This is a genomic window from Desulfovibrio sp. (assembly GCF_009712225.1).
GTDB lineage: Bacteria > Desulfobacterota > Desulfovibrionia > Desulfovibrionales > Desulfovibrionaceae > Desulfovibrio.
In genome coordinates, this window is record NZ_WASP01000017.1 from 130,789 (window position 1) to 156,527 (window position 25,739).

At 61.1% G+C, this 25,739-nt stretch carries 22 protein-coding genes; 11 read left to right on the forward strand and 11 right to left on the reverse strand.

Features of this window, described 5'->3' with window-relative positions; genetic code table 11:
• Positions 1-2: 2 nt before the first annotated feature.
• Positions 3-3,194 carry a DEAD/DEAH box helicase gene (locus F8N36_RS15255; RefSeq protein WP_291333798.1) on the forward strand — a complete coding sequence of 1,064 codons (3,192 nt, stop codon included), beginning with the start codon at positions 3-5 and terminating at the stop codon, positions 3,192-3,194.
• A gap of 84 nt (positions 3,195-3,278) precedes the next feature.
• Here F8N36_RS15255 and panB read toward each other — a convergent pair whose 3' ends face one another.
• The 5 genes from panB to F8N36_RS15280 form a co-directional block, all read right to left on the reverse strand.
• Positions 3,279-4,112, reverse strand: coding sequence for a 3-methyl-2-oxobutanoate hydroxymethyltransferase (panB, locus tag F8N36_RS15260; RefSeq protein ID WP_291333800.1), 834 nt, complete (start codon positions 4,110-4,112; stop codon positions 3,279-3,281).
• 5 nt (positions 4,113-4,117) lie between these two features.
• Positions 4,118-4,996, reverse strand: a complete 879-nt coding sequence (speB, locus tag F8N36_RS15265; protein ID WP_291333802.1) for an agmatinase — start codon at positions 4,994-4,996, stop codon at positions 4,118-4,120.
• A gap of 272 nt (positions 4,997-5,268) precedes the next feature.
• Positions 5,269-5,805 (reverse strand): hypothetical protein, encoded by a 537-nt coding sequence (locus F8N36_RS15270; protein WP_291333804.1) that lies wholly within the window; start codon positions 5,803-5,805, stop codon positions 5,269-5,271.
• Between the two features lie 10 nt (positions 5,806-5,815).
• Positions 5,816-6,583: a class I SAM-dependent methyltransferase gene (locus tag F8N36_RS15275; protein ID WP_291333806.1), complete on the reverse strand. Its 768-nt coding sequence runs from the start codon at positions 6,581-6,583 to the stop codon at positions 5,816-5,818.
• 104 nt (positions 6,584-6,687) lie between these two features.
• Complete coding sequence (locus tag F8N36_RS15280) at positions 6,688-7,956, reverse strand: multidrug effflux MFS transporter (protein ID WP_291333808.1); 1,269 nt, start codon at positions 7,954-7,956, stop codon at positions 6,688-6,690.
• A gap of 129 nt (positions 7,957-8,085) precedes the next feature.
• Here F8N36_RS15280 and F8N36_RS15285 point away from each other — a divergent pair, with 129 nt between their 5' ends.
• The 6 genes from F8N36_RS15285 (at position 8,086) to F8N36_RS15310 (ending at position 14,508) form a co-directional block, all read left to right on the forward strand.
• A complete protein-coding gene (locus tag F8N36_RS15285; protein ID WP_291333810.1) occupies positions 8,086-10,371 on the forward strand; it encodes an ATP-dependent helicase in 2,286 nt (761 codons plus the stop codon).
• 1 nt (position 10,372) lies between these two features.
• Positions 10,373-11,437, forward strand: a complete 1,065-nt coding sequence (gene thiL / locus F8N36_RS15290) for a thiamine-phosphate kinase (protein ID WP_291333812.1) — start codon at positions 10,373-10,375, stop codon at positions 11,435-11,437.
• 1 nt (position 11,438) lies between these two features.
• Positions 11,439-12,332, forward strand: a complete 894-nt coding sequence (locus F8N36_RS15295; RefSeq protein WP_291333814.1) for a glycosyltransferase family 2 protein — start codon at positions 11,439-11,441, stop codon at positions 12,330-12,332.
• A gap of 12 nt (positions 12,333-12,344) precedes the next feature.
• Complete coding sequence (locus F8N36_RS15300; RefSeq protein WP_291333816.1) at positions 12,345-12,980, forward strand: class II aldolase/adducin family protein; 636 nt, start codon at positions 12,345-12,347, stop codon at positions 12,978-12,980.
• A gap of 130 nt (positions 12,981-13,110) precedes the next feature.
• Positions 13,111-13,902 carry a DUF4198 domain-containing protein gene (locus F8N36_RS15305; RefSeq protein ID WP_291333818.1) on the forward strand — a complete coding sequence of 264 codons (792 nt, stop codon included), beginning with the start codon at positions 13,111-13,113 and terminating at the stop codon, positions 13,900-13,902.
• A gap of 102 nt (positions 13,903-14,004) precedes the next feature.
• Positions 14,005-14,508 (forward strand): hypothetical protein, encoded by a 504-nt coding sequence (locus tag F8N36_RS15310; protein WP_291333819.1) that lies wholly within the window; start codon positions 14,005-14,007, stop codon positions 14,506-14,508.
• A gap of 81 nt (positions 14,509-14,589) precedes the next feature.
• Here F8N36_RS15310 and serS read toward each other — a convergent pair whose 3' ends face one another.
• Positions 14,590-15,864 carry a serine--tRNA ligase gene (gene serS / locus F8N36_RS15315; protein ID WP_291333820.1) on the reverse strand — a complete coding sequence of 425 codons (1,275 nt, stop codon included), beginning with the start codon at positions 15,862-15,864 and terminating at the stop codon, positions 14,590-14,592.
• Between the two features lie 277 nt (positions 15,865-16,141).
• On the opposite strand from serS, the gene F8N36_RS15320 reads away from it, so the two are divergent.
• From F8N36_RS15320 to F8N36_RS15335, 4 genes are all read left to right on the forward strand, one after another.
• Positions 16,142-16,726 (forward strand): hypothetical protein, encoded by a 585-nt coding sequence (locus F8N36_RS15320; protein ID WP_291333821.1) that lies wholly within the window; start codon positions 16,142-16,144, stop codon positions 16,724-16,726.
• A gap of 49 nt (positions 16,727-16,775) precedes the next feature.
• Entirely contained in the window at positions 16,776-18,083 is a 1,308-nt protein-coding gene (locus tag F8N36_RS15325) for a translation initiation factor IF-2 (protein ID WP_291333822.1), read from the forward strand.
• Entirely contained in the window at positions 18,080-18,424 is a 345-nt protein-coding gene (locus F8N36_RS15330) for a hypothetical protein (protein WP_291333823.1), read from the forward strand. The genes F8N36_RS15325 and F8N36_RS15330 overlap by 4 nt, the downstream gene beginning before the upstream one ends.
• Before the next feature lie 332 nt (positions 18,425-18,756).
• The gene (locus F8N36_RS15335) at positions 18,757-20,025 is read left to right on the forward strand and encodes a sensor domain-containing diguanylate cyclase (RefSeq protein WP_291333824.1); all 1,269 of its coding nucleotides are present in this window, start codon (positions 18,757-18,759) and stop codon (positions 20,023-20,025) included.
• Positions 20,026-20,162: 137 nt separating this feature from the next.
• On the opposite strand, the gene F8N36_RS15340 is transcribed toward F8N36_RS15335, so the two are convergent.
• The 5 genes from F8N36_RS15340 to F8N36_RS15360 form a co-directional block, all read right to left on the reverse strand.
• Positions 20,163-20,654, reverse strand: coding sequence for a hypothetical protein (locus F8N36_RS15340; protein ID WP_291333825.1), 492 nt, complete (start codon positions 20,652-20,654; stop codon positions 20,163-20,165).
• A gap of 153 nt (positions 20,655-20,807) precedes the next feature.
• A complete protein-coding gene (gene sppA / locus F8N36_RS15345) occupies positions 20,808-21,929 on the reverse strand; it encodes a signal peptide peptidase SppA (protein ID WP_291333826.1) in 1,122 nt (373 codons plus the stop codon).
• A 44-nt stretch (positions 21,930-21,973) separates the two neighbouring features.
• Positions 21,974-23,230 (reverse strand): glycosyltransferase family 2 protein, encoded by a 1,257-nt coding sequence (locus tag F8N36_RS15350; protein ID WP_291333827.1) that lies wholly within the window; start codon positions 23,228-23,230, stop codon positions 21,974-21,976.
• 74 nt (positions 23,231-23,304) lie between these two features.
• Positions 23,305-24,984, reverse strand: coding sequence for an AMP-binding protein (locus tag F8N36_RS15355; RefSeq protein ID WP_291333829.1), 1,680 nt, complete (start codon positions 24,982-24,984; stop codon positions 23,305-23,307).
• Between the two features lie 77 nt (positions 24,985-25,061).
• A complete protein-coding gene (locus F8N36_RS15360) occupies positions 25,062-25,631 on the reverse strand; it encodes a cupin domain-containing protein (protein ID WP_291333831.1) in 570 nt (189 codons plus the stop codon).
• Positions 25,632-25,739: the final 108 nt, after the last annotated feature.

Below are 25,739 nucleotides of genomic sequence, written 5' to 3' on the forward strand. Positions count from 1 at the left end.
GCGTGCCTGTTGGTGAATATATCGCCGCATTGCTGGCGTCTGAAAAGCTGGGGCCGCAGGTTACCTGCCACCGGCTTTTTGCGCCTGCAGAGCCGCACTACGCGCCCACCAGCCTGCCCTGGCCCGCTGCCATCAGCCGCGTGCTCGAGCAGCGCGGCATAGAGGGGCTGTACAGCCATCAGGCGCTGGCCACAGACCATATCCGGGCGGGGCATTCCATTGTAGCGGCCACGCCCACGGCCAGCGGCAAAAGCCTTATCTACAACCTGCCCGTGCTTGACCGCTACCTGCGCGACCGTGATGCCCGCGCCCTGTATCTGTTCCCGCTCAAGGCGCTGGCGCAGGATCAGCTGGGCGCGTTCAACGCGCTGGTGGAAAGCTGGCCCAAGGAGGCCCGCCCCACCGCCGCCCTGTACGACGGCGACACCACCGACCACTTTCGGCGCAAGATTCGCCGCAACCCGCCAACGGTGCTCATCAGCAATCCCGAAATGCTGCACCTTGGCATTTTGCCCCACCACGAGCAGTGGGCGGAATTTCTGGCAGGCCTGAGCCATGTGGTTGTGGACGAGGCCCACACTTACAGAGGCGTGTTTGGGGCGCACATGGCGCAGGTGTTCCGGCGGCTCAACCGCATCGCCGGGCGCTACGGCGCACGGCCTGTCTACGTGCTTTGCACTGCCACGGTGGGCAACCCGGGTGAACTGGCGGCAGCGCTTACCGGCACGGTCAGCTCTGGCGATGCTGGCACGGGGGCGCAACCAGACAGCCCCGCAGCCTCCCGCGCGGCAGACGCGCCCGTGGTCATCGACCAGTCTGGCGCGCCGCAGGGGCCACGACATTTTGTCTTTCTCAACCCGGAGCAAAGCGCGGCCACAGCGGCCATTGATCTGCTCAAGGCGGCGCTGGCCCGCAACCTGCGCACCATCGTCTATTGCCGCTCACGGCGCATGACCGAACTCATCAGCCTGTGGGCCGGGCAGTCTGGCGCATTTGCCGAGCATATTTCAGCATACCGTGCGGGCTTTCTGCCCGAAGAACGCCGCAGCATCGAGGCCCGCATGGCCTCGGGCGATCTGCTGGCCGTGGTCAGCACCAGCGCGCTGGAACTGGGCATAGACATTGGCGGCCTGGACGTGTGCATTCTTGTGGGCTACCCCGGCACGGTCATGGCCACCTTGCAACGCGGTGGTCGCGTGGGCCGTGCCCAGCAGGAATCCGCCGTTATCGTGGTGGCGGGCGAAGATGCTCTGGACCAGTATTTTGCCCGCAATCCCGAAGACTTTTTCAACCGTCCGCCAGAAAAGGCCGTGGTCAATCCCGATAACGAAGTAATTCTGACGCGCCATCTGGAATGCGCCGCGGCAGAGATCCCCCTCACGCCCGGCGATGCCATGCTGGCAAGCCCGGCGGCACGCGCCGCCGCACGCGCCCTGCACGCCCGCGGCCTGCTGCTGCAATCTGCCGACGGCACGCAGCTGCTGGCGGCCCGCAAGCGTCCGCAACGACATGTGGATTTGCGCGGCACGGGCCAGACCTTTACCATTGAAGATCAGGACGGCCAGATCATCGGCTCGGTGGACGGCTTCCGCGCCTGGCAGGAGACCCACCCCGGCGCGGTGTACCTGCACCGGGGCCGCAGCTACGTGATTGACGAAATGGATCCCGCCCGCGCCCGCATTGTGGCCAAGGCGACCAAGGTTTCGTGGTTTACGCGCACGCGCGGTCAAAAAAGCACAGATATTCTTGAAGAAGTTGAACGCGTATCTCTTGGACGCGTGCTGGCCTGCCGTGGCCGCCTGCGCATTACCGACATTGTGACCGGTTACGAAAAACGTTCCACATCTGGCAACCGGCTGCTCACCATCACGCCGCTGGAAGCCCCGCCGCAGGTGTTTGAAACAGAAGGCCTGTGGTTTGTCATACCCGACAGCATACGCGCTTCGCTGGAAGAACGCTTTCTGCACTACATGGGTTCCATCCACGCGCTGGAACACGCGGCCATAGGTCTGCTGCCCCTGCTGATCATGGCCGACCGCAACGACTTTGGCGGCATATCCACCCCCCTGCACGCGCAGACCGGGCTTTCGGGCGTCTTTATTTACGATGGCCTGCCGGGCGGTGCTGGCCTTACACGTCAGGCATTTCCCGATGCGCGGGGCCTGCTGGAGGCAACCCTCAAGGCCGTGACCGCCTGCCCCTGTGAAGACGGCTGCCCCTCGTGCGTGCATTCGCCCAAGTGTGGCTCTGGCAACAGGCCCATCAGCAAGATCGGCGCACTGGAACTGCTGCGCGAAATGCTGACCCCAGGCACTGAAGGCGACACCCTGTGCCGCGAGCTGCGCATCAGTCCCGCCCCCGACCGGCTGGACATGGAATCGCTGGACGCCGCAGCGTCACTGGCGGCAGCGCACCGCCCTGCGGTGTCAGCCCTGGAATTTATCAACATGGATGAACAGACAGACACAGCCAGCCCACGCAGCGCAGTGGAGGAACAATCCATGAGCAAAAAGCAGCCCGCACCGGACAACCAGACAAGCCTTTTCGGCTCTGCCGCGCCAGAGTCCGGCACCAGAACCCCGGCCCCCGGCCCCCACGGCGCCAACACCTTTGACGGTGCGGGGCTCCTGACCCACATTCCCCTGCCGCCGCCCAGAAATTTTGTGGTCTTTGACGTGGAAACGCGGCGCTCCGCCGCCGAAGTGGGCGGCTGGAACAGGGCCGACCGCATGGGCGTGAGCATTGCCGTAGCATACGACAGCAAGGCCGACGACTACTTTGCCTACCAGCAGGAGGAACTGCCCGCCCTGTTTGAAAAGCTGCGCGCCGCCGACCTGGTCGTGGGCTTCAACAGCCTGCGTTTTGACTACGCCGTGCTTTCTACCTTTGCGCCCTTTGATCTGCGCAGGCTGCCCAGCCTCGATCTTTTGCAGCGCGTGTACGAACGCTTGAGCTACCGCCTTCCGCTGGACAATCTGGGGCAGGCAACGCTTAACGAACCCAAGAGCGCCAGCGGCCTGCAAGCCCTTGAATGGTGGAAGGAAGGCCGTCTGGACGACATAACCACATACTGCCGCAAGGATGTGGACATCACCCGCCGCCTCTATTTGCACGGCCTTGAACACGGCTTTTTGCTGTTCAGCAACAAGGCTGGTTCGCCCGTGCGCGTCCCCGTAGACTTCCGGCAGCGCTGATGCCCTTGCCCTGCGCTGCACCGCCGCACAAAAAAACGCCCGCGTTTGCGGGCGTTTTACATTTCAACAATCGTAAGGGATTGGCTACTTGAGCTTTTTAAGCGTTTTTTCCATGCCTTCGGGCAAGGGATAGCAGTGGTCGTCGCTGGGAAAGGCACCCACGCGTACTTCGCGGGCATAGGCCTCCACCGCAGCGCGCAGGCTCGAGCCCACCTCACCAAAGCGTTTGACGAAACGCGGCAGCTGGCTGAGGGTCATGCCCGTCATATCCTGCCACACCAGTACCTGCCCGTCGCAGCCAGAGCCAGCACCAATGCCGATAACGGGAATGGCAAGAGCCTGGCTTACGCGCTCGGCCAACGGCGCGGGTACGCATTCAAGCACCAGGGCAAAGGCCCCGGCGTCCTGAAGGGCGCGTGCGTCGTCCAGCAGTTTCTGTGCTGCGGCCATGGTTTTGCCCTGCACCTTGAAGCCACCAAAGGCGTTGACCGATTGCGGCGTAAGGCCCAGATGCCCCATCACGGGTATGGAGGCCCGCGTGAGTGCCCGCACCTCGGCGGCAAATTCAGCGCCGCCCTCAAGCTTCACCGCCTGGGCGCGCCCCTCGATCATCAGGCGGGCCGCGTTGCGCACTGTTTCTTCTACCGAAACATGGTAGCTCATGTACGGCATGTCGCAGACCACAAGCGCCTTTTGCGTGCCACGCGCCACAGCGGCGCAGTGCCGCACCATGTCGTCCACGGTGACGGAAAGCGTATCAGGGTAGCCCAGCACCACCATGCCCAGCGAATCGCCCACCAGCAGGGCATCCACACCGGCCATGTCCATGACCCGCGCGGTGCTGTAATCATAAGCGGTCAGCATGACCAGCTTTTCCTGCCCTTTGGCTTCTCGAAAGGTAACCACGGTGTTTTTCATGCCTGCTACTCCTTATGGTTGGCATCGTGGGCAAGGCCCATGATGAGGTGGGTAAGCTTGGCCGCCGTAAAATCGGCATGGTGCAAGCCCTCGATGGGAGCCAACTCCACCACGTCGAGGCCCACAACGCGGCGGCCAGCCACGCAGCGTTCAAGAATATACTGCGCCTCGCGCCAGTTGATGCCGCCGGGCGAAGGCGTACCGGTGGCGGGCATGATGGACGAATCCAGCCCGTCCACATCAAAGGTGATGTATATGTTTTTGGGAAAATCCTCTGGCAGAGGCAGCTCTGGCATGCCCACGCGGGCCAGAAAATAGCCGTCGTAGTGTGTAATGTTAAACTTTTTACGTACTTCGGCTTCTTCCCGGCAAAAATCGCGCACGGCAAACTGCGTGAGCGGCAGGCCAAGATCGGCCACCGCGCGGTACATGACGCTGGCGTGCGAATAGGGGCTGCCCTCGTACTGGGGGCGCAAATCGGCGTGAGCGTCAAACTGCACAACGCCAAAGGTTTCGCCGGTTTTTTCCGCTTGTTTGGCCAGCGCCCGCAGAGCGCCAAGCGTAACCGTGTGCTCGCCGCCCAGCACCACGGGCACCGCCTCACAGGCAATGGCATGGGCCACGGCGGCCTCGATGCGGTCAAGGGTTTCGGTTATGGGGCCGGCGCAGTCAATGGCCTGCGCGGTATAAAAACCAGCCTCGCCTGGCACAAAGCCGCTTTCCCAGGCCTCGAGCTGGTGCGAGGCGGCCAGCAGGGCCTGAGGCCCGTTGGCGGTGCCGCCGCCGTAAGAAACGCTTTGCTCCAATGGAACGGGAATAATATGAAAGCCTGCCTGAGCGGGTTCGCTCTGGGGATATTCTGAAGCCAGAAACTTGTCTTGCATGTAACCCTGCCGTGATTTGACATAAAAAAACGGCCCGCTTGGGGAGGCAGGCCGTTTTGGTTGGAGGAGGCTGTCAGCAAAAGAAAGGAAGGTACTTTCCATGCTGCAATGGGCGTGCCAAAAAAGTAGCACAGCACTATTCTTTTAACATGCTGTTTTTTATTAATTAATTTTTTAAGCACCCAAGGCGGCCCGTTAAAAATGTTAAACTGGCCTTGCCTGCACACTGCCTTGGGGGCGTAAAACTGTACAAAAAATTTTTCTTGTGCAGTCTACTGAACCGACCCTTCGTCCGGAGCGGCAACAGCGCCCTGCACAGAGATGGAAAGCTTTTCGGCCAGTTCGCGCGCGGCGGGCGTGGTGCGCCATTCGTCAAACAGACGCTGCCAGCCGCCAAAATCCACAAAGCTGCGGTCAAGCTGTTCTTCGTGCATCTGCACCCATGTGTTGAAAAGCTGCATCTGCACCTGGAAGGTGGCGCTTTCAAAAATCATGGCCGCAGAGTCGCGCGCAATAACCTGACCGTCCACGTGGGCCAGCACAAAGTTGCACACAGCGCGGCGCGAGGTTTCAAAGCTTACTTCCTGGCCGTTGAGCTCTTCTGCCATGGGCATCAGGCGGGGGAACAGCTGGCTGATGCGCTCAAGCCCCTTGACAGGGATGGCGATGAACAGCGCGGGCTGCCCGTCCTTGCCCTTGGGGGCGTCGGGCTTTTCGGTGATAAAATAAAAACGCAGCCAGTTTTCAAACATTACCGCTTCCAGAACCTTGGCGACGCCGCTCTGGAACTGTTCCTGTGCTTCGGGCATGGAGACTCCCTTAATGTTTAACGGCCACAACCCGCAGCCGCCGATAATCAGCAATCCACTGGCCGCCGTCCCACTGCGATGCCCGCAAGGCATCGGCAACGGCGGCAAAAATTTTTTCCTGCGCGGCTTGGGGTACGCAGTCCATATCCTGGGCAAAAAACTGGCTCATCCAGCTGGCAAGGCCGTCCTGCCCGCCCTTGAGCGGCGTTGGTCTGTCGTATTCCTCAGCCAGCCGCACCGTAAAACCGTGCCGCACAAGCAGGGCCGCGTACTCGTCTGCCGAGGGAAAGTAAAACCGCTCGCTGTTCAGATAGGCCGCGCCAATGCCTTCTTCGGCCAGCGCAGCCTGAAAGGCCGCCGCAAAGGCCGCACATATGCGCCCGATATTGCCGCGCGCGCCAAATTCGCACACCAGCAGGCCGCCGGGGCGCAACACGCGGGCCATGGCGGCGGTCAGTCGCTCCTGATCTTCAATCCAGTGCAGGGCGGCGTTGGAAAAAATGGCGTCCACACTGCCGTTCCACGGCATGTCGCAGGCGTCCATTACCAGAAACTCCACCTGCGGCAAGCGTAGCCGGGCCTGAGCAATCATGTCGGGCGAGGCGTCTATGCCCACTACCCGCGCAGCTCTGGCCGTCAGCGGGCCTGTGAGCGCGCCAGTGCCACAGCCAAGGTCAACGGCAAAACCCAGACCGTCCGGCAGCAGAGCAAGCAGATGTTCGCCGTAGGCGGCCACAAAGTCATGCTGCTGGTCATAAAGCCCGGCATTCCAGTCCATTGTTCTGCTTCTCCCTACGCAGCGAAAAAAAGCGCAAGCGCCACCTGTTGTAAACGTCAGAACACAGCGCGTCAATGCGGCTGGCCCATTTGGGGCAACGCAGCCTAGTGGTGCGCTTCCTCTGCCCCGCTGGCCTGCCTGAGCTTTTTCATCTCACGGTCGCCCATATACCCAAGCAGGGCAGAGGCAACGCCCGTCACCGCACTCACAATGCCCAACGGCAGGGCCGTACCGCCGCCCGCAAGCCCCACAAGGGGCGAGGTAAGGGCACCAAAAATAAACACGGACACGCCCAGAATGCCAGAGGCCGTACCCGCACCCACATTCTGCGCGCTGATGCCCAGGGTAAAGCTGGTGGGCAGGGTCATGCCCTGCAGGGCGATCATGAAAAACAGCCCTATGAGCAGGGGCACGGGCGAGGAAGGAGCAACCATGGTTACGGCCAGCACCCCGAGGCAGGCCACAGCACGCAGTGTATTGCCAATGCGCAGCAGGCGAGCCTCACCAAGGCGGCGGGCATTGCGGGCGGTGCCAAAGGCAAAAAACATGAGACTCAGCGCGTTGCAGCCAAAAATGATGCTGTAGGTCTGCGGAGAGATTCCGTACATGCCCTGCAACACAAAGGGCGAGGCCGCCACATAGCCAAAAAAACCGCCCATGGTAAAGCCTTGCACTCCCACATAGCACATAAAGGGCTTTTGCCGCAGCAGCTCTCCCATGGCAGTCCACGAAGAGCGTACACCACCATCGCGGCGCATGCCCTTCGGCAGGGTTTCGGGCAGGCCAAGAACGCTGAGTACAATCAGCAGTACGCCAAAGCCTGACAAAAAATAGAAAATGGCTGGCCAACCGTCCATGGAGGCCAGCCAGCCGCCCAGCATGGGCCCGGTGATAGGCGCAACGCCGTTGACGACCATGAGCAGGCTCATGAAGTTGGTCAGCTCTGCCCCACGAAACAGGTCACAGGCCATGGCGCGGGCCAGCACTATGCCACCCGCGCCACCCAGGCCCTGGGCAAAACGCAGTGCAATAAAACTGTTGCCCGTTTTGGCTGCGGCACAACAGGCCGAAGCCAGCGTAAAAAATACCAGAGCCACAAACAGGGGCTTGCGCCGCCCTGTCGAGTCGGAAAGCGGCCCCACAAAAAGCTGCCCCAGAGCCATGCCCAGCAGACAGGCGGTGATGGTCAGCTGGGTGGTTGCGGTAGAAATGGAAAGGTCTGAGGCCAGCGCGGGCAGGCTTGGCAGGTAGGTATCTGTACACAGGGGGCCAAAAGCGGCCATGAGGCCCAGCAACAGGGCCAGAAACAACCGGCGGCGGCGCGGCAGCCGTGCGCCCGCCCCCGCGATATAGTCATCTTCCGTAATATGCATGCGTGTCCTTTGTGGTCTGCGCTGGTCTGTTCCAGAACGATATTCATAACCTGCGGGCACAAAGTCAAGGCCGGGGAATGGCCCCGCGCGGCTCTGGTATGCGCTGCAGCCTTATGCTACCCTGCGCCTATGATTGATTACGCTCAAGCCCTTAACGAAGCCCAGTACGAGGCAGCCACCTGCGGCGACGGCCCGGTGCTGGTGGTAGCTGGCGCAGGCAGCGGTAAAACCCGCACCATTGTTTATCGCCTGGCATGGCTGGCAGAGCACGGCATTGAACCAGACGCCATGCTTCTGCTCACCTTTACCCGTAAGGCGGCACAGGAAATGCTGCACCGTGCGGGGCTGCTGCTCAATCAGGGGCTTGCGGGCGTGCAGGGCGGCACATTTCATGCTTTTGCCTTTGGGGCCCTGAGGCGCTGGAAACCCGCGTGGCTTGGCGACCGCCCCTTTACTGTCATGGATTCGGCCGACATCAACGAGGCGGTCAAGCACTGCAAGGATCAGCTCAAACTGGGCAAGGGCGACAGGTCGTTTCCAAAAACCCAGAGCATTGTGGGCTTGCTGAGCAAGGCCCGCAACAAAGAACTGCCCCTGGACGAGGTGTTGCGGCGCGAGGCTTTTCACCTGCTGCCCCACGCCGACGGGCTGGCCCGCCTGGGTGATGCATACACGGCCTACCGGCAGGAAAAAGGTCTGCTCGACTACGATGACCTGCTCTTTGAGCTCGAGAACCTGCTTCGACAGAATGAACTGGCCGCAGCCTCGCTGCGCCAGCGCTTCAGTCATATCCTTGTGGACGAATATCAGGATACAAACCTGGTACAGGCCCGCATTGTACGCCTTTTGGCAGGGCCGGAGCAAGGCCCGCCCGGCAACGTCATGGCCGTGGGCGACGAAGCCCAGTCCATCTACGCGTTTCGTGGTGCCAATGTTCGCAATATCCTTGATTTTCCCACGCTGTTTCCCGGGGCGCGGGTGGTGCGGCTTGAAGAAAACTACCGCTCCACCAAACCGGTGCTTGATGTAGCCAACAATCTGCTTGCCAACGCTGCAGAATCGTTTCGCAAAAACCTGTTTACGCGCAAGCAGGGCGGCGACCCCGTGCGGCTGGTCACCCCTCTCAGCGACATGAGCCAGGCCAAACTGGTGGTGCGTCGGGTAGAAGAACTGCTGACAAGCCATTTGCCGCATGAAATCGCGGTGCTGTTCCGCGCGGGCTTCCATTCGTACAATCTGGAAATGGCGCTCAACCAGGCGGGCATTGCCTTTCGCAAATACGGCGGGCTGCGCTACACCGAGGCGGCTCACGTCAAGGACGTCATCGCCTACGCGCGCCTGCTGCTCAACCCGCTCGACCTGCCCGCCTTTGCCCGCGTGGCGGCCCAGCACAGCGGCATTGGCCCCAAAACGGTAGAAAAACTCTATGCCGTGGCCCGCAGCGGCGATCCCAAATCCACAGAAAAAGCCTTTGCCAAGTATCCGGGTTTTCTGGAGGACATGCGTTTTGTGGACGACCTGCGCACCCGGCCAGTGTCGCCCTCGGCCACACTTTCTGCGGTACTCGAACACTATCGCCCGCGCCTCGAGGCCCTCTACCCCGAAGACTGGCCCCGCCGACAGCAAGGGCTGGAAGAAATCATCCAGATGGCCTCTGGCTACAGCGAGCTGGATCTTTTTGTGGCCGATCTGGCCCTTGAGGCACCGGAAGAAGACGATGCCGACAGCAACGAAGGCAAAATTACCCTGTCCACCGTGCATTCGGCCAAAGGGCTGGAGTGGAACGCGGTGCTGGTCATTGATCTGGTGGAAGACCGCTTTCCTTCGCGGCATGCGCTTTCGCGGCCAGAAGATTTTGAAGAAGAACGCCGCCTCATGTACGTGGCCTGCACCCGGGCCCGCCAGTGCCTCGATCTCTACGCCCCGGCCTCGCTCTACAACCGGGCCGAGCGCGGCACCCAGCACGTGAGCCAGAGCCCCTTTGTGCGCGAGCTTGCGCCGGGCATGGTCGAGGAATGGGTTGAGGGCTTTGGCGGCACCCTTTCGCGCCGCAGCGCGGGCGGTGTCGGCTTTGGCCGCAAAACCTCCATGCCGGGGGCTGGCGCTGCGCCCGCATCGGGCTTTTCCGGCGGATTACTGCCCCGCCCGCAGCGCCCACCCGTGCAGGCCGCCTACGACGACTGCCAGCTGCCGCCTGACGACGCGCCCGCATCTGCTGCACGCGCGGCGGCTTCTGCCGCAGCAGCTTCGGGAACGGGCGCAGCGGCAAAGGACGGCGAACTGTGCTACTGCCGCCACCGCATTTTCGGGCGCGGCAAGATCATACGTCACCTGCCCCCGGACAAGGTGCAGGTGAACTTTCCCGGTTTCGGCCTCAAGGTCATTCTGAGTGAATATCTGATTCTGGAGAGCTAACATGGCCACGCCCCACCCCACCGCCTCACAGGGCGCACTTTCTGAAGACAGCATACTGGCATGTCTGGGCAGGCATTTTCCGCAAACCGGGCCATCCTTGCTGCTGGGCCGTGGCGACGACTGCGCCGTGCTCAAGGGTACGCGCCCCCTGGCCGTAAGCAGCGACATGTTTCTGGAAGACGTGCACTTTCGCCGGTCGTACTTTACCCCGGCAGAAACGGGCTACAAGGCGCTGGCCGTCAACGTGAGCGACCTTGCTGCCTGCGGCGCGCGGCCTGTGGGCTTTACCCTGTGCCTGGGCCTGCCGGGATGGGTGGATACCGTGTGGCTGGACGCCTTTTTTTCCGGCATGGCGGGCCTGGCCGCAGAGCACAACATGGTGCTGGCCGGAGGAGACCTGTCGAGCTGCGAGCGGCTGCACATTTCGGTAACCGTGTGGGGAGAACCGGCAGATCCCGGCACATTTCTGGTGCGTGGCGGCAGCATGCCGGGCGACGTGCTGTTTGTGGTGGGGCGGCTGGGCCTTGCCCGTGTGGGCCTGAGCATGCTTGAAGCACTGGGCCGCGCCGCCATTGAAGCATGGCCTGCGGCCTGCGCCGCACACCTGCACCCAGAGCCGCAGGTGGATGCTGGCCTAATGCTGGCAAGGGCCGGATTCAATGCCCGCCCCCCGGCTCTTATGGATGTTTCAGACGGCATCATGCGCGACCTGCCCCGCCTGCTGGGCCTTACCGGCGAAATGAGCGCGGGCGGCGCATCCGGGCGCGGCACGCTGGGGGCAGAGATTCTGCTGGCCCGTGGGCAACTGCACCCCGAGGTGGTGCGCCATGCCGAAATGCAGGGCAAGAACCCGGTTCACGAGGCCCTGCTGGGCGGCGAGGATTACGCTCTGCTGGGCTCGTGCGCGCCAGACATGCTGCCGCCCCTGCACGCCGCCATACCGGGCCTTACCAGCATTGGCGTGGTGACAGCGGGCGGTGGGCTTGTGTGCAACAACGAACCGCTGGACAGCCTTGCGGCCATGCGCGGCTTTGACCACTTTGACCGCAGCAGACAGGGTGCCTGACATGCGCGCGCACATCGGTGTGGTCACATGGAACAGGCTTGAGCTGACCCGGCGCTGCCTTTCCAGCCTGTTGCAGCAAACCCCGCCGGGCTACGGCCTGACAGTTGTGGACAACGGCAGCACCGACGGCACGCAGGAACATCTGCAAACCCTGGCCAGCCAGCACCAGCACATGCGTCTGCACCTCCTGCGCCGCAATATGGGTGTTGCCGTGGCCTCAAACCTTGCCTGGGACGATGCCGCCGGGGCCGACTTTTACGTCAAGCTCGACAACGATGTGGAAGTACGCGACCCGCAGTGGCTGCACCGCCTCATGCACATGCTGGCCGACAACCCCCTGCTGGGCATGGCTGGCTACAGGCTTTGCGCCAAACACGAAGGCTCGCCCATCACCCTGACTGACGGCTCGCCCGCGCTGGAAGTAGCCTGCTGTAACGGGGCCTGCGCATGCGTACCCCGCGCCGTACACGAGCAGCTTGGCTTCTGGAACGAGGGCTTTGGCCGCTATGGCTTTGAAGACCTCGAATACAGCTGGCGCGCCCGCAAGGCTGGCTTCAGGCTGGCCTACGCCCTCCAGCAGGATGTCCTGCACCACCTTGGCGCAGAGCCGGAATTTGTGGATCCGCAGCTGGAAAGCGGCAAGCGCGTCAGCCATACCGCCGATCTCTCGGGTACCAAGGCCTATCTCATCTATCTGCTGCTGTACGAAAAGGGTGTCATACCTCTCAAGGTGGGGCGCAAATACCTGCCCACCAGCGGCCCCGACGGCCTGACCTTTACCCTCAACCCCGCCCACAAGGCCCTGCAGCGCCTGATGCTGCGCCTTGTCGGCAGCGTGGACGCCAGCCAGCAGGACGAACTTTCGCAGCTCGACCTGCGCGGATGGCAAAAATAAAGGATATTCCGCATGAGCACTTTACAGCAGCAGGCCCCCCACAGCGGCGAGCGACAGCTTGCCATTCCCGCCCGGATGGCCGAAGACTTTCGCGCCGTGTGCCGCGATGCATGGAAACAGGGTCTGCTCTCTGGCTGCAACGGCAACGCCAGCTTGCGTCTGGGCGAGCATGCGCCCAGCCTGATCTGCATTACCCGCAGCGGCGCTTCCAAGGGCAGACTGACCACAGCCGACTGCTGCCTCATGGACGTAAACACGGGTACTGCCGTGGTCGGCGGCCCGGCTTCCACAGAATCGGGCATGCATCTGGCCATTTACCGCACCCGGCCAGACTGTACAGCCATTCTGCACACCCATCCCCGCCGTCTGCTGGCGCTGAGCCTGCGGCTGGCTGGAAGGCACGAGAATTTTTTGCGTCTGCCGCTTTTTGAGGCCGAGGTGTGGCGGGCCAGGCTTGGCTTTGCGCCTGCCCTGCCCCCCGGCACCACCGACCTTGCCGAAGCCGTGGCCGCTGCAGCCAGAGACAAGGATGCCGTGTGGATGGCAGGGCATGGCCTGTGCTGCCTTGGCCGCAGCCTGGGCGATGCCCTGTGCCTAGCTGAAGAACTGGAGCATCTGGCCGCCTTGCAGATACTTGCCACGGTCTGAGCTGAACGCGTTCTCAACCCGGCAGCCCGCCATGAGGCGGGCTTTTTTATTTTTCCAATGTGTTACGACTTGCCATATCGTGTGACTATATGTAGCATATTATAAATTTTCGTAACACAAGGAGTTTTCCATGACACATTTCCGCACCAAGCTCTGCGCTGCTCTGGCCCTTGTGGGGCTTATGCTTTCCACCGGCGCTCAGGCACACGAATTCATTCTCAAACCCGATACCGCCACCCCCGCCGCCGGGCAGAAAACCCGCATTCAGGCACAGGCCGCCCATGTGTTCATGGTCAGCGAAGAAGCCGAAAAACCCGAAAACGTACGCCTGTACCTGCTGCAGGGCGACAAAAAAACCGACATCGCCCTGACGGAAGACAAGGCGCTGGCCTCCCTGGTGGGCAACTTTGCCCTGTCGCAGAACGGCCCTGCCCTGCTTGTGGGACACCGCCTGCCCCAGATCTGGTGCGAAACCACCCAGGGTGAAATGGAAGGCAGCCGCGCCGCTCTTGAAGCCAAGGGCATGAAGATCAAGTCTTCGGGCAAGTACGAAAAATTCGCCAAAACCCTGCTCAACCCCAGCCATGACGACAAACTGTACGCCAAGGCTCTGGGGCAGGATCTGGAGCTGGTGCTGCTTACCAACCCGGCAGACATCAAGCCCGGCAGCCCCCTCAACGTGCAGGTGCTGCTGCACGGCAAGCCTGTGCCCAACGCCGCCGTGGGCCTGACCCACGATGCCTTCAGCAAGGAGCAGGACACATACAAGTTCAAGGCCCAGACCGATGCGCAGGGCAAGGCGTCCTTTACCATTGACGCACCCGCCCTTTGGATGCTGCGCACCACCATGGTGGAAAAGACCCCCGGTGCCGATGCCGACGAGCACAACCGCCGCGCTACCTATGTCTTTCCTGTGAAGTAGTCAGACAACACGCAGAGCTGGCTGAGAGATCGGGCGGGGCAAGCTGATGCTTTCCCCGCCTGCGCGGCTTTTTCGCACAACTGCTTGAGCAAGGATTTTCTGATGTATTTTTGTTACACGCGCGGCGTGTCTGCCCTTGTTTTTGGGGCCCTGTTGTTTTTGGGGGCCGCGCAGGCCCAGGCCCACGCTCTGTATGCGGCCCACTCGTGGCAGGGCACGGTTGCTCTGGTGCAGTTTGCCTATGCGGGGGGCGAAGTACCCACCTATGCCAAGGTGGAAGTGTACAGCCCGGCTGACGCCAAGGTGGAATTTCAGAATGGTCGCACCGACGCACAGGGCCGCTTTGCCTTTATGCCCGATGCCGCCGGGCAGTGGCGCATCATCATGGCCGACAACATGGGGCACAGGGTGGAGCACACTGTGGAGGTGGCTGCAGACCAGGGTTCTCCGCAGATATCGGGCCAGAACGGGGGCAAATCTGCCGCAGCGGCAAGCCCCGGCGTTGGTGGCTTTTCCGTGCCGCTGCGCATAGTGCTGGGGCTGAGCCTGCTTGCCAACCTGGCTCTTGGCGCTGTCCTGCTACGGCGCAGTCAAAAACAGGGATAAATTGATTTTTTCATAAAAAAACCGGGCGCTTTCCACAGAAAGTGCCCGGTTTTGCCATATGTGCAGTGGGCCGCAACGGGCCTACTTGGGTTCGATAACTTCCACGCCGCCCATGTAGGGAACCAGCGCCTTGGGCAGCACGAGGCTGCCGTCCTTTTGCTGACAGTTTTCAAGAATGGCAGCCATGGTGCGGCCAGTGGGCAGGCCTGAACCGTTAAGCGTGTGCAGAAACATGGCCTTGCCACCCTTGGGCTTGAAGCGGATATCCGCCCTGCGGGCCTGAAAATCTGTGCAGTTGGAGCAGGACGAAATTTCGCGAAATGTCTTCTGCGTGGGCAGCCACACTTCCACGTCGTAGGTTTTGGCAGAGCTGAAGCCCATATCGCCCGTGCAGAGCGTGATTACCCGGTAGGGCAGCTCAAGCAGTTCAAGCAGCTTGCAGGCGTTACCACGCATGATCTCAAGCTGGTTGAAGCTGTCATCGGGGTGGGCAAAGCGCACCATTTCCACCTTGGTGAACTGGTGCATGCGGATAAGCCCGCGCGTGTCCTTGCCCGCACTGCCAGCCTCGGAACGGAAGCAGGGCGTGGCCGCGCAGTAGGCGCGGGGCAGGTCGGTCTCGTCCAGCACTTCGCCCGCGTGCAGGTTGGTAAGGGGCACCTCGGCCGTGGGAATAAGGTAGTATTCCCACTCGCGCAGTTTGAACAGGTCTTCCTCAAACTTGGGCAGCTGGCCCGTGCCGGTCATGCTGGCGCGGTTGACCATGTAGGGCGGGCAAACTTCAATGTAGTCCTCTTCCACCGTGTGCTGGTCGAGAAAAAAGTTTACCAGCGCACGCTCGAGGCGGGCGCCCCACTTGAGCGAAACCACAAAGCGGCTGCCCGTAAGGCGGGCGGCGCGCTCAAAATCAAGGCCGCCCAGGGCAACGCCCAGGTCGCCGTGCTCGCGCGGCTCAAAATCAAATTCACGCGGCGTGCCCCAGCGGCATACTTCCACGTTTTCCGACTCGTCCTTGCCCACAGGCACACAGGCATCGGGCAGGTTGGGCACGCGCATGAGCCAGGTTTCCACATCGCTCTTGGCCTGGGCGGTTTCCACGTCCAGTTCCTTGATGCGGTCGGCAACGCCGCTCATCTCAGCCAGCAGGGCTGAGGCGTCCTCGCCGGCGCGTTTTTTTGCGGCCACTTCTGCCGAGGCCGCGTTGCGGCGACTTTTGAGGGTTTCCACCTCTGTAAGCAGGGCGCGGCGGCGGGCGTCCAGCGCCAAAAATTCGTTTACGTCCAGATCCGAATGCCGGTTGGTCAGAGCCGTGGTCAGCACTTCGGGCTGTTTTTGCACCAGTTTGAGGTCAATCATAGCCGCTCCTGAAAAAAACGCGCGCTGCGCGGGATATAACAACTATTGCTCCACAGGGGGAGCGCAACAGACAGGCTGTAGCACGCGGGGCCACAGCCTGCAAGGCAGGCAATGCCCGACTCCGGCTGATGACAAACGTCCCGGTGGGGAGTATGCACCGCAATTATCGGCAATGCGGCACGCAGAACCGCCCTGCAAACCTTGCAATAAACAGATTTTGCGTATAAGCCTTGAAGAGTATTCTGGAGATTTTCTATACAAGTTACGAGAGGCCGTCATGAAACATTTACGCATTGTTCTTTGTGTTTCCCTGCTGGCGTTGCTTGCAGCCTGCGGGCCGAGCAACAATGTTCGGCTTTTGCCGCCCCCCCCTCTGGACGCTTCCGTGCTTCCTTCTCCCAACGCTCCCCGTGTGACCGTTGTGACGTTTGAAGACAAGCGCATGGATCAGACCGTTGTTGGCACCCGCCGCGATAACAGCGCCTTTGTGACCAGCGACAACGTTGCCCAGTGGATCAGCAAGGCCCTGGCCGATGAACTGGCCCGCAACGGCATGCAGGTTTCCTACTCGCTCAGCGTGAATGAAGCACGCAAGGGCAACCCCGATTTTCTGGTGACCGGCCAGATCGACGAAGCCAACATCCGGGAAACTTCCACCACAGACATGTCCACTTCGTTGCGGGCCAACTATGTTCTCGCCAACCGACAGGCGCGCATCATGCGTGAATCGCTCAACGCCTCGCAGTCGCGCACCGGTCTGCCCTCGGGCAGCGCTGCCGACAACCTGATGCTGGAAACCCTGCGCGACCTGGTCAAGCCCATGGCGCAGAAGATTGTCCAGACCATTGAGGCAAAAAAATAAGCCCATGCGGGCCAGACGAACATTGTTTCTTGGCATGACCATCGCGGCCATGCTGGGAGCTTCTGCCCTGCCGCCGGTCACTGTGACCGGCGGCGCGGCATATGCCACCGAAAATTCGCCCGCACCACCCGTCGGGCAGGACAATACCCCTGCCGACGATTCCCCATCTGCTTCCAAACCCGGCCCCCTGCCGCTCATCTCGCCCATCAGTTACAGCGCTCAATGTCCCGCAGCACCTCTGCCCCCGCATGTTCAGCGGCTTTGCGCAGAGGCCGCAGCCCAGATGGAAGCCCTGCACGCCGCGGCAGCCAGGTTGCCCAACCGCCGCGATATCCGTATGGGCATTACTGATGCGGACGACCGCACTGCTCTGGCAGCAGAACTGTACACTCCGCTGATTGAAGGCGAGCACTCCACGGCGGGCTCGGCTCAAAGCACCGGTGCGCAGGGTGTTACCGTCACTCTGCTGGCGCGGCCCGACGCAGCGGAAACCCTGCTGCGGCTTTTGCGCAACCCCGATGTGCTGGCCCTGCGGCGACTGCTTCTGGCAGATATGGCGCAAAGCCTCGCTCTCGCACCACAGATTGCCGGGGAATATGCCGCGGCAGAATCTCCCGCCAGAGGAGGCCGCACCAGCCTTACCCCAGGCTCGGGCGGCACGTGGTATGTGGCCAAGGTAACGCCGCCCGGGGAACTGGAGCAGCACCCCCCCGCGCCAATCATGCCCGATGCGGGGCACGAGGCCGCGCGCCAGCAGGCGCAGGCCAGAGCCGACAATCTCGCCGCAGAAATTACCGCCTGCCTCAGCGCCCTGGATGCCCTGCGGCTTTCGCCCGAGGGCTGGCTGACCAGCGCAGAGGCCCTGCCCACGCTTGAAAATGCCGCCGCAGCCCTGCCACGCAGCGCCGCCGTGCAGCTTCTGCTCGCAGAGGCGCAGCTGCAGGCAGGCATGCCCCAGCGCAGCATACTTTCCTGTTCCGCAGCTCTTGATCTGGCTCCTGCCCTTGCGCGGGGCAGGTATATCCGCTCTCTTGCGCACTGGCGGCTGCAACAGATGGGCCTGGCAGAAGACGACTTGAGCGCCGCCCTGAACACCACAGATGAAACATTTCTGCGTACACCCGACAGGGTGCGCCTGCTGCGCGCGCGTGGAGCCCTGCGCATGCTGCGCAACAACGCAGAGGGCATGTGCAGCGATCTTACCGCCGCCTGCGCCCTTGGCGACTGCGAAGGTCTTGCCGCCGCGCGTAACCAGCAGCTCTGCACCGGGCAGCCCGCAGGTGATGCTTCCCCCGCCCCGGAAGTACCCTCGCCCGCCGCCAGCCCGGCAAATACCTCCGGCAAGGTGGCCCCATGAGCCGCCAGCCCCTGCTCAAGGTCTATGGGCACATCTACCCCGTGGACGATGCCCTGTATGCAGCGCTTGCGCATGCCTGCGCAGACGCCATGCCGGACGAAGATGACATTCCCGTGCTGGAACATGATGGCGACATGGCCCGTTTTTCCTTTGAGGGAACTTACTTTCCCCTTGATGAAGTGCTGGCAGTGCTGACGGCCCATGTCCGGGCAGAGCATCAGGGCAAGCTGGACATTCTTGACCTTGAAGCGTGGAAACTCATACGCCATACCGTTGCCCAGGGCCGCATAGATGTGCACAGCGCCCCGCTCAACAACGTGCTGGATTATTCGGGGCACTAGGCTTTTTCCCCCAGCGGCAGTGCCCCCGTGCCCTCGGCATTGTGATTCAATCACATTCCATTCTCTCCCTTCGCCACTCCGAAATTTCTGGTTTCTTTTTTTACGAGCTTTAACGCCTGTTTTGCGTATTAATTCACAATTCTTACGGCAACATTCAAATTTATATTGTCGATATTTTTTGTAATCAGACATTTATTCAACAAAACCGCTAGCGAGGACCTTTTCCCTCACGTATTATTGGTTTGAAATCGACAAAGTCTTTGCCGCGATGCGTCTCTGTATCGTAAGCGCACAACCGTGCGCGGGGGTATTGTCGGCAAAAGGGGGAAACGATGTCGATGCAAGACAACAACGATATCTTTCAGTGGCGTATTGGCGCAGATCTTACCTACCAACACGTAGACGCCGCCAAGGAACGTCTGCTTGAACTGCCCGCCGGATCACTGGCGGGGGCTCCTCTCACGCGCTGCATGCACCCCGAAGACGCCTCACTGCTGACGCGGGCCCTTGCCGCCGACCAGAGACGTCGCAATCTTACCGGCTGCACCGTGCGTTACGTTTGCCCCAAGGGCACACACACGGTCACCAGCCTGAGCATCACGCCAGAGTACGACGAAAGGGGCAACCTGACAGCCTACAATGGCAGGGAGCGCTGCATTGGCGCGGTAGACACCCACGGTGAGGCTCCGCCTGTGTTTGAAGCCGCCTTTTCCCGTTCTTTTATGGATTTGTGCATCATCGATAGGGAACTGCGCCTGCGGGCGGTCAACGAGCGCTACGCAAGCCTTGCGGGCAAGCCCATTACCAGACTGCTGTGCACCCACATGGACGAGGTGGATATTCCAACCAGGGCGGAGGTAGCCGAAGCCTTCCGGATTCTGGACGCCGGGGGCACAATCCCGGAAAAGGAAGTGATCCGCAACGGCAAGGACTATGTCATGTCCATTTATGGCCTGCCCGACGCCTGCGGCGAAATTGGATCCATCTGTGTTTTCCTGCGCGACATAAGCCTGCGCAAGGGGCTGGAACGCAGGCTGGAGGCAGCCAACCGCAAACTGGAAGAAATGAACGTCAAAGACTACCTCACCGGCGTTTTCAACCGCCGCCACTTTGACGAAACACTGCTGAAGGAAGTGGGAAGACTGGCGCGCGAGGGCGGGGTGATGTGCGTGGCCATGGTGGATGTGGACAACTTCAAGCTCTACAACGACGCATACGGCCACCTGGCGGGCGATGCCTGTCTTGCCCGTGTTGCCAAGGCCATGGGTGCTGCCTTGCTGCGCCCGGCCGACGAGCTGTTTCGATACGGAGGCGAGGAATTTGCCGTCATCATGCCCCAGACAGGCAGGGAGCAGGCCCTTGGCGTTGCGGAGCGGGTGCGCGAGGCCGTGGCCGACCTGCGTGTTCCGCATTGCAAAAGCGGCTTTGGCTTTGTGACCATCAGCATTGGCGTTGCCGCCATTGATGCCGTTAATGCCCACTTTGGGCAAAATGCATGCGAAGAACTCATTCGCGTGGCAGACAAGGCCCTGTACCGGGCCAAGAATGGCGGCCGCAACAAGATTGACAGCGGGCAGTGCAGCCTGGACGAGGCAAATTGACCACCAGCCGCATGCCGCCAGGAGTGCCTGGTCCGCAGACAGAACCAACGCAAAACAGACCGCAGGCCGCATCGGCGGCCAACACAAAAAAGCCCCACCGGAAAAACCAGCGGGGCCATTTTTCACTGCCGTTTAGGCTATTCGCGTTCGAAAAGTGACTTCTGGATCAGCGAGTCTGCGGCATTGTCCGCGCCGCGCAGCGAGTCATAGGCCTTCTGTAGGGCTTCGGGCCAGTCCTTGTCGCTTACATCGCTGATAAACAGCATGGTCATATCTCCCTCGGAAGAAACGTCGGCATGGGTCATCACCCGGCCAGACATGGCCTGAAAAGTCCAGCCGCCACCATCGTCTGCCTTGGCGGGGGCAGTGCCCTTAAGCCGGGCCGAATGCTTTTCGGCAAACTGCTTGGTGGACAGACCGCCAGCTTCGGCCTTGGTAAAAATACCTATGGAAAAAAACGAATCCTGCCCGCACGAAACGGTAACAATGCCTTCCTTTTCTGTAGCAGTGCATTTGTTCGGCAGGTCGATGCTATAATGGTTGAATTTCTTTTCCGCCGCCACCGCCACTCCGCACAGGCCCAACAACAGCACACAGGCCATCAGGGAACCCAACAGCGCATCTCTCATTGACAATGACTCCTTCAGACAACCGCGCACGGCGCGTGAATTTTCGGGCCACACTTTTGCACAAGCAAGGGCGGCTGTCTATAACAGCCGCCCAGCACAATCTTACTATCCAGAAAAACTCGTTTTTCGCAGATAAGCCCTGCGTCTTGCCCCCTAGAACTGGTAGAGAAATACCGGCTCGTTGACACTCAGGCTGCCAAGGGCGCTCAAATCAATGCCAAGCATGGTTTTGAGCCCGCGTGGCAGCCAGTTGCCTTCCTTGGGGCGCGAGAGAAGCTTGCGCTCCACAGGTACGCCGCATTGGGCCGAAAGCCAGGCAAGGGCCGATTCCTGCCCGCCAAGCTCGTCAACCAGCCCCAGCTGCACGGCCTCACGCCCGGTAAATATCTTGCCATTGGCCAGCGCAGCCGCACGCCCATGCTCCATGTGGCGGCCCTGGGCTACGATATCCACAAACTGCTGGTGCATGTCGTCGAGCACTTTTTTAAAGTATTCGCGCTGGTCGGGGCTCAGGGGCCGCATGTACGAACCGGCATCCTTAAAGGGCGCGGTGGTTATGGTTTCCTGCCCCACGCCGATCTTGCCCATAAGTCCCTGCAACTGCGGAATATCCATGCGCACACCGATGGAGCCCGTTACCGTGGAGGCATTGGCAAACACGCGTGTGCCCGCCATGCTCACCATCAGCCCGCCCGAAGCGGCCAGCGAGCCCATGCTTACAGCCACGGGCTTTTTTTGTGCCAGCGACGTGAGGGCATTGTACAGTTCCTGCGAGGCCGCAGCGCCGCCGCCGGGCGAATCGACCCGCAGCAGCACACCCGCCACCGAGGGGTCGCGCTCCACCTTGCGTATCCATTCCAGGGTAGACTCCGCATCCATGATGGGGCCAGAAACAGACACAAGGGCCATGCGCTGGCCACCCACAAGCCCGTTGCTGCCAATGGCGGCCCCAAACAGGCCAATGCCTGCAAACAGCAACAGAATAAGACCCCAGAAAATTATGGGATGACGCTTGCGGAAAGGACGATGCAAAAGGTCCTTCCACACGCTGGCGGGTACCTGCGCCAGCGGGCAGCCGGTGCCCGACACGGCACAGCCCCCGGTGCTGCCGCCAATGCTGCCTGTTTTGCCGGCTGCGGGTATCTGCCCGGCATCGGTCGCGGGCAGGGGCATTGCCCCGGCTCCAGGTTTGGTGCCGTCAATGTTTATGGCCTCGCCCTGACCAGACATAGAGAGGGGGGCTTCGGAATTCAGGGAAAAATCTTGATTGCTCATGGATGCTCTTTAACTTGATTGCGGTTGTGCCGGGCCTTGCCCGTTCAGGAAGGGAATATGCGGAAGTTGCCGGCGATTTCTGCGGCCATGGCGGCGTACCCCTGGGCCACGCCCTCGGGAAACACGCTTTGGCACACCCCGATTCTGGCGGTTGCCGTACTGTCGCGTTGCACTTCTGGTGCACAGTTCCCGGCGAGAATATACTCGCAGCAGGTACTGATGTATGCATTCACGGCAGGGCTGCCCTGCCGCACAAGGGGCATCAACAAGACGCGTGCTTCTTCCGCAGATGAATGCGCAAGGCATTCTGCCATTTTTACCATAATGCGCAGGCGGGTTTCTGCGTCGTCGCACACATCAAGTGCGTCGTTGAACCTGCACAGGGCAATGTCATACTCTTCAAGAAAGAAATAGTACACAGCCTTGCAAAGGCTCTGCTCAAGCGGCTGCGCGGCAAATGCCGCGTCGTCGTAGGCATCGTACCAGCGCACAAGCCTTTTGAAATCATAGGGCAGCGAGGCGCACAGCAGCGCCTGACCCAGGTGACTGCTGTAGAGCTGCGTCAGCTCGGCATGGCGGGAATTGTACTGCGAAACATTGGCTCCCACCTGCTTTAAAAAATTGTCGTGCCAGTCCGTGCGGCTTGTGCCGTCGTCGTTGCGAAAAACGAGTTTTTTCAGCCGGGCAAAGGTAGTCTCCGGTTTTCGGTGCGGAAAGTGGTGGATGTGCAGGGCGTTCTGCACCACGGGCACAACTCCGCCGTGGGTCACCACATCGTGCGCGCCACCAATGGACCACAGGTGCGGATGCCCACTGTCGTAGCGCAGCAGCGGCAGCTTGCCGCCACCCGCACCATCGCACAGGGGCATGAAATCTGCAGGGTGCCGTCCGGCGGCCAGATAGGGCTGGTGCGTGGGCCAGTGATTGTACAGATGCCCCTGCACGCCGCGCACTGCCGGGTCGAGCTGATCAAGAAAATCCACAAGGCGCAGGCCGCAATCAAGGGCGGGAAATTCGTCGGCATCGGCAAAGAGCCACCAGACCTGTTCCGGGGTGTGCTGCGCGTTCCAGCGACGCACCACTTCGTTGAGATAGGTGACCTTGAGGTCTTCGTTAAAATATTTGCTGCCAAACGAGGCCGCAAGCACGGCTCCGGCTTCCACGGCGGCGGGTACGGTACCGTCCTCGCTCGCATTGTCCACAATAAACACGTTTGAACAGCCCTGGGCAAAGGCATGCCTGACCGTGGCGGCAATGACATCCTCCTCGTTCCACACGCACAAAACGGCATTGAGAAGCATGCGTCCTCCCATTGGGCCATGCCCAAAAAAGGTTGCGGCCACACCCTGCGCACAACAGGGCGTGGCCGCCAGAACTAGCGGTCCATGGCTTCTGGCCAGAGTTCGCCCGCCATTTCGCGCAGCTTGAACTTCTGGATCTTGCCACTGGCTGTAAGCGGAAAGCCCGTTACCGTCTTGATGTATTTGGGAATTTTGAACCACGAAACCTTGCCACGGCAAAAGTCGCGCACGTCTTCGGGCAAAATTTCCACACCGGGACGGGGAATGATAAACGCGCCCACTTCCTCTCCGTACTTGCGGCTGGGCACAGCCACCACCTGCACGTCCAGGACGCCGGGCATACCCAGCAGGAATTCTTCCACTTCGCGGGGGTAGATGTTTTCGCCACCACGAATAATCATATCCTTGATGCGCCCGGTCACCCGCAGGTAGCCGTTTTCGTCCATCACCCCGAGGTCGCCGGAGTGCAGCCATCCGTCGGGGCTAATGGCCTTGGCCGTGTCTACGGGCATGTTATAATAGCCCTTCATCACGTTGTAGCCACGGCACAGAATCTCGCCCACTTCGCCGCGCGGCAGTTCCTCGCAGGTTTCGGGATCGCCCACGCGCACTTCAATGCCGGGCATAGCGCAACCCACGGTTTCGCAGCGCAACGGCAGCGGATCGTGGATGTCCGACTGGGTCATCACCGGCGACCCTTCGGTAAGGCCGTAGCAGATGGTTATTTCCTTCATGTTCATGTCGTCCACCACGCGGCGCATGAGCGGCTCGGGGCATACCGAACCCGCCATGATGCCCGTGCGCATGTTCGACAGATCGAAGCGCTTGAACAGCGGGTGCTCCAGCTCGGCCAGAAACATGGTGGGCACGCCGTATACGGCGGTGCAGCGCTCACTGTCGAGCGCCGCCAGCACCTTGAGGGCGTTGAACGATTCAAGAATAACCATGGTGGCACCGTGGTTGACGGCGGCCGAAACGCCCAGCACGCAGCCAAAGCAGTGGAACAGCGGCACGGGCAGGCACACTCGGTCGTTGGGGCTGAAATTCTGGTGGCGGCCAATCCAGTAACCGTTGAGACCAACGCCCACATGGGTCAGCATGACGCCGCGCGGAAAGCCGGTGGTTCCCGACGTATACTGCATGTTGATGACATCCCACGGGTGCAGCTGGGCCTGACGGGCCGCGTATTCCTCATCGTCCACCATGACGGAGAGCGAGAGAATTTCGGGCACGGAATACATGCCCCGGTGCTTTTCAGCCCCCAGAAAACATACGCGCTTGAGGTGCGGCAGGCTTTTGCACACCAGCCTGTCGCGCGACTGCAGGCGCAGCTCTGGCGCAATGCGGTACAGGGTGTCGAGGTAGTCGTGGTCACGCACGCTGTCGATGAGAAAAATATTTTCACACTCGGAGTGCGTGAGCAGATAGCGCAGTTCGTGCTCGCGGTAGTTGGTGTTTACCGTAATAAGCACAGCGCCGATTTTTGCGGTGGCAAACTGCAGGGCCACCCAGTACGGCACGTTGGTGGCCCACACCGCCACCTTTTCGCCCTTCTGCACGCCAAGCGCCATGAGCCCCTTGGCGAAATCGTCCACCAGAGCGCCAAATTCGCTCCAGGTCTGGCGATAGTTGCGGTCAGGGTAAACCAGTGCCTCATTGTCAGGGTAACGCGCCACAGTGTGGTCGAGCACCTGCCCCAATGTCCATTCGCGCAGTTCAAACTGCGCCTGACGCTCGCGAACTTTTTCTTCCATGCATCCTCCCAAAGACGTGCTGCGGCAGTTGCGCCGCTGGTAGCCTGTTTTGCGGTCTAAAGGGCTTTACCCGCGCCTTAAGGATTGTATGTCACGGCCAGAAATTCCACGGGCTCGTCGCCCGCCGCACCCACATAGTGCGGCACGATGGAATTGTAATAAATGGTTTCGCCGGGTTTGAGCACACGGGTTTCGCGCCCGTACACCACAAGCAGCTCACCCTTGAGCACACAGATAAATTCCTCGCCCTGGTGCGAGGTGGTCTTGCGCTCGCCGCTGTCGGGGAAGATGCGGATGTGGAAGGGCTCCATGTTGCGGTCGTTCTTGCCCTTGGCCAGCGCATGATAGGTATAGCTGGGGCGGGGCACGCGACCCGTGTGCAGCGCTTCGTCGGCTTCTGCCTCGGAATTGATGCTGTTCACCACAGGATCACGCGAAAACTGGTCGTCCAGAAACGTACCAAGACGCACGCCGAGGGCGCGGGCCACCTTTTGCAGGGGTCCGATACAGGGGTAGATCGCGTCTGATTCCAGCTTTTCAAGATAGTCTTCTGAAAGGCCCGTATTCTGGGAAAGGGTTTGCAGATCCACTTCACGCTCTTCGCGAAATCCACGGATGCGAGAACCAATGGTACGCACGGGGGGCATAGACACTCCTGATTGCCGGATTTGCCGGGTTGGATGCCGCTCTGGCAGGATGACGTGGCGGCAGGCAACCCACTAAATACCGAAAACCCCGTACCCTCGCAAGCAAAC

Coding starts and splice junctions, on each gene's coding strand:
- panB (WP_291333800.1), bottom strand. CDS start 4,112: ATGAAAAACACCGTGGTTACCTTTCGAGAAGCCAAAGGGCAGGAAAAG.
- speB (WP_291333802.1), bottom strand. CDS start 4,996: ATGCAAGACAAGTTTCTGGCTTCAGAATATCCCCAGAGCGAACCCGCT.
- F8N36_RS15270 (WP_291333804.1), bottom strand. CDS start 5,805: ATGCCCGAAGCACAGGAACAGTTCCAGAGCGGCGTCGCCAAGGTTCTG.
- F8N36_RS15275 (WP_291333806.1), bottom strand. CDS start 6,583: ATGGACTGGAATGCCGGGCTTTATGACCAGCAGCATGACTTTGTGGCC.
- F8N36_RS15280 (WP_291333808.1), bottom strand. CDS start 7,956: ATGCATATTACGGAAGATGACTATATCGCGGGGGCGGGCGCACGGCTG.
- F8N36_RS15285 (WP_291333810.1), top strand. CDS start 8,086: ATGATTGATTACGCTCAAGCCCTTAACGAAGCCCAGTACGAGGCAGCC.
- thiL (WP_291333812.1), top strand. CDS start 10,373: ATGGCCACGCCCCACCCCACCGCCTCACAGGGCGCACTTTCTGAAGAC.
- F8N36_RS15295 (WP_291333814.1), top strand. CDS start 11,439: ATGCGCGCGCACATCGGTGTGGTCACATGGAACAGGCTTGAGCTGACC.
- F8N36_RS15300 (WP_291333816.1), top strand. CDS start 12,345: ATGAGCACTTTACAGCAGCAGGCCCCCCACAGCGGCGAGCGACAGCTT.
- F8N36_RS15305 (WP_291333818.1), top strand. CDS start 13,111: ATGACACATTTCCGCACCAAGCTCTGCGCTGCTCTGGCCCTTGTGGGG.
- F8N36_RS15310 (WP_291333819.1), top strand. CDS start 14,005: ATGTATTTTTGTTACACGCGCGGCGTGTCTGCCCTTGTTTTTGGGGCC.
- serS (WP_291333820.1), bottom strand. CDS start 15,864: ATGATTGACCTCAAACTGGTGCAAAAACAGCCCGAAGTGCTGACCACG.
- F8N36_RS15320 (WP_291333821.1), top strand. CDS start 16,142: ATGAAACATTTACGCATTGTTCTTTGTGTTTCCCTGCTGGCGTTGCTT.
- F8N36_RS15325 (WP_291333822.1), top strand. CDS start 16,776: ATGCTGGGAGCTTCTGCCCTGCCGCCGGTCACTGTGACCGGCGGCGCG.
- F8N36_RS15330 (WP_291333823.1), top strand. CDS start 18,080: ATGAGCCGCCAGCCCCTGCTCAAGGTCTATGGGCACATCTACCCCGTG.
- F8N36_RS15335 (WP_291333824.1), top strand. CDS start 18,757: ATGTCGATGCAAGACAACAACGATATCTTTCAGTGGCGTATTGGCGCA.
- F8N36_RS15340 (WP_291333825.1), bottom strand. CDS start 20,654: ATGAGAGATGCGCTGTTGGGTTCCCTGATGGCCTGTGTGCTGTTGTTG.
- sppA (WP_291333826.1), bottom strand. CDS start 21,929: ATGAGCAATCAAGATTTTTCCCTGAATTCCGAAGCCCCCCTCTCTATG.
- F8N36_RS15350 (WP_291333827.1), bottom strand. CDS start 23,230: ATGCTTCTCAATGCCGTTTTGTGCGTGTGGAACGAGGAGGATGTCATT.
- F8N36_RS15355 (WP_291333829.1), bottom strand. CDS start 24,984: ATGGAAGAAAAAGTTCGCGAGCGTCAGGCGCAGTTTGAACTGCGCGAA.
- F8N36_RS15360 (WP_291333831.1), bottom strand. CDS start 25,631: ATGCCCCCCGTGCGTACCATTGGTTCTCGCATCCGTGGATTTCGCGAA.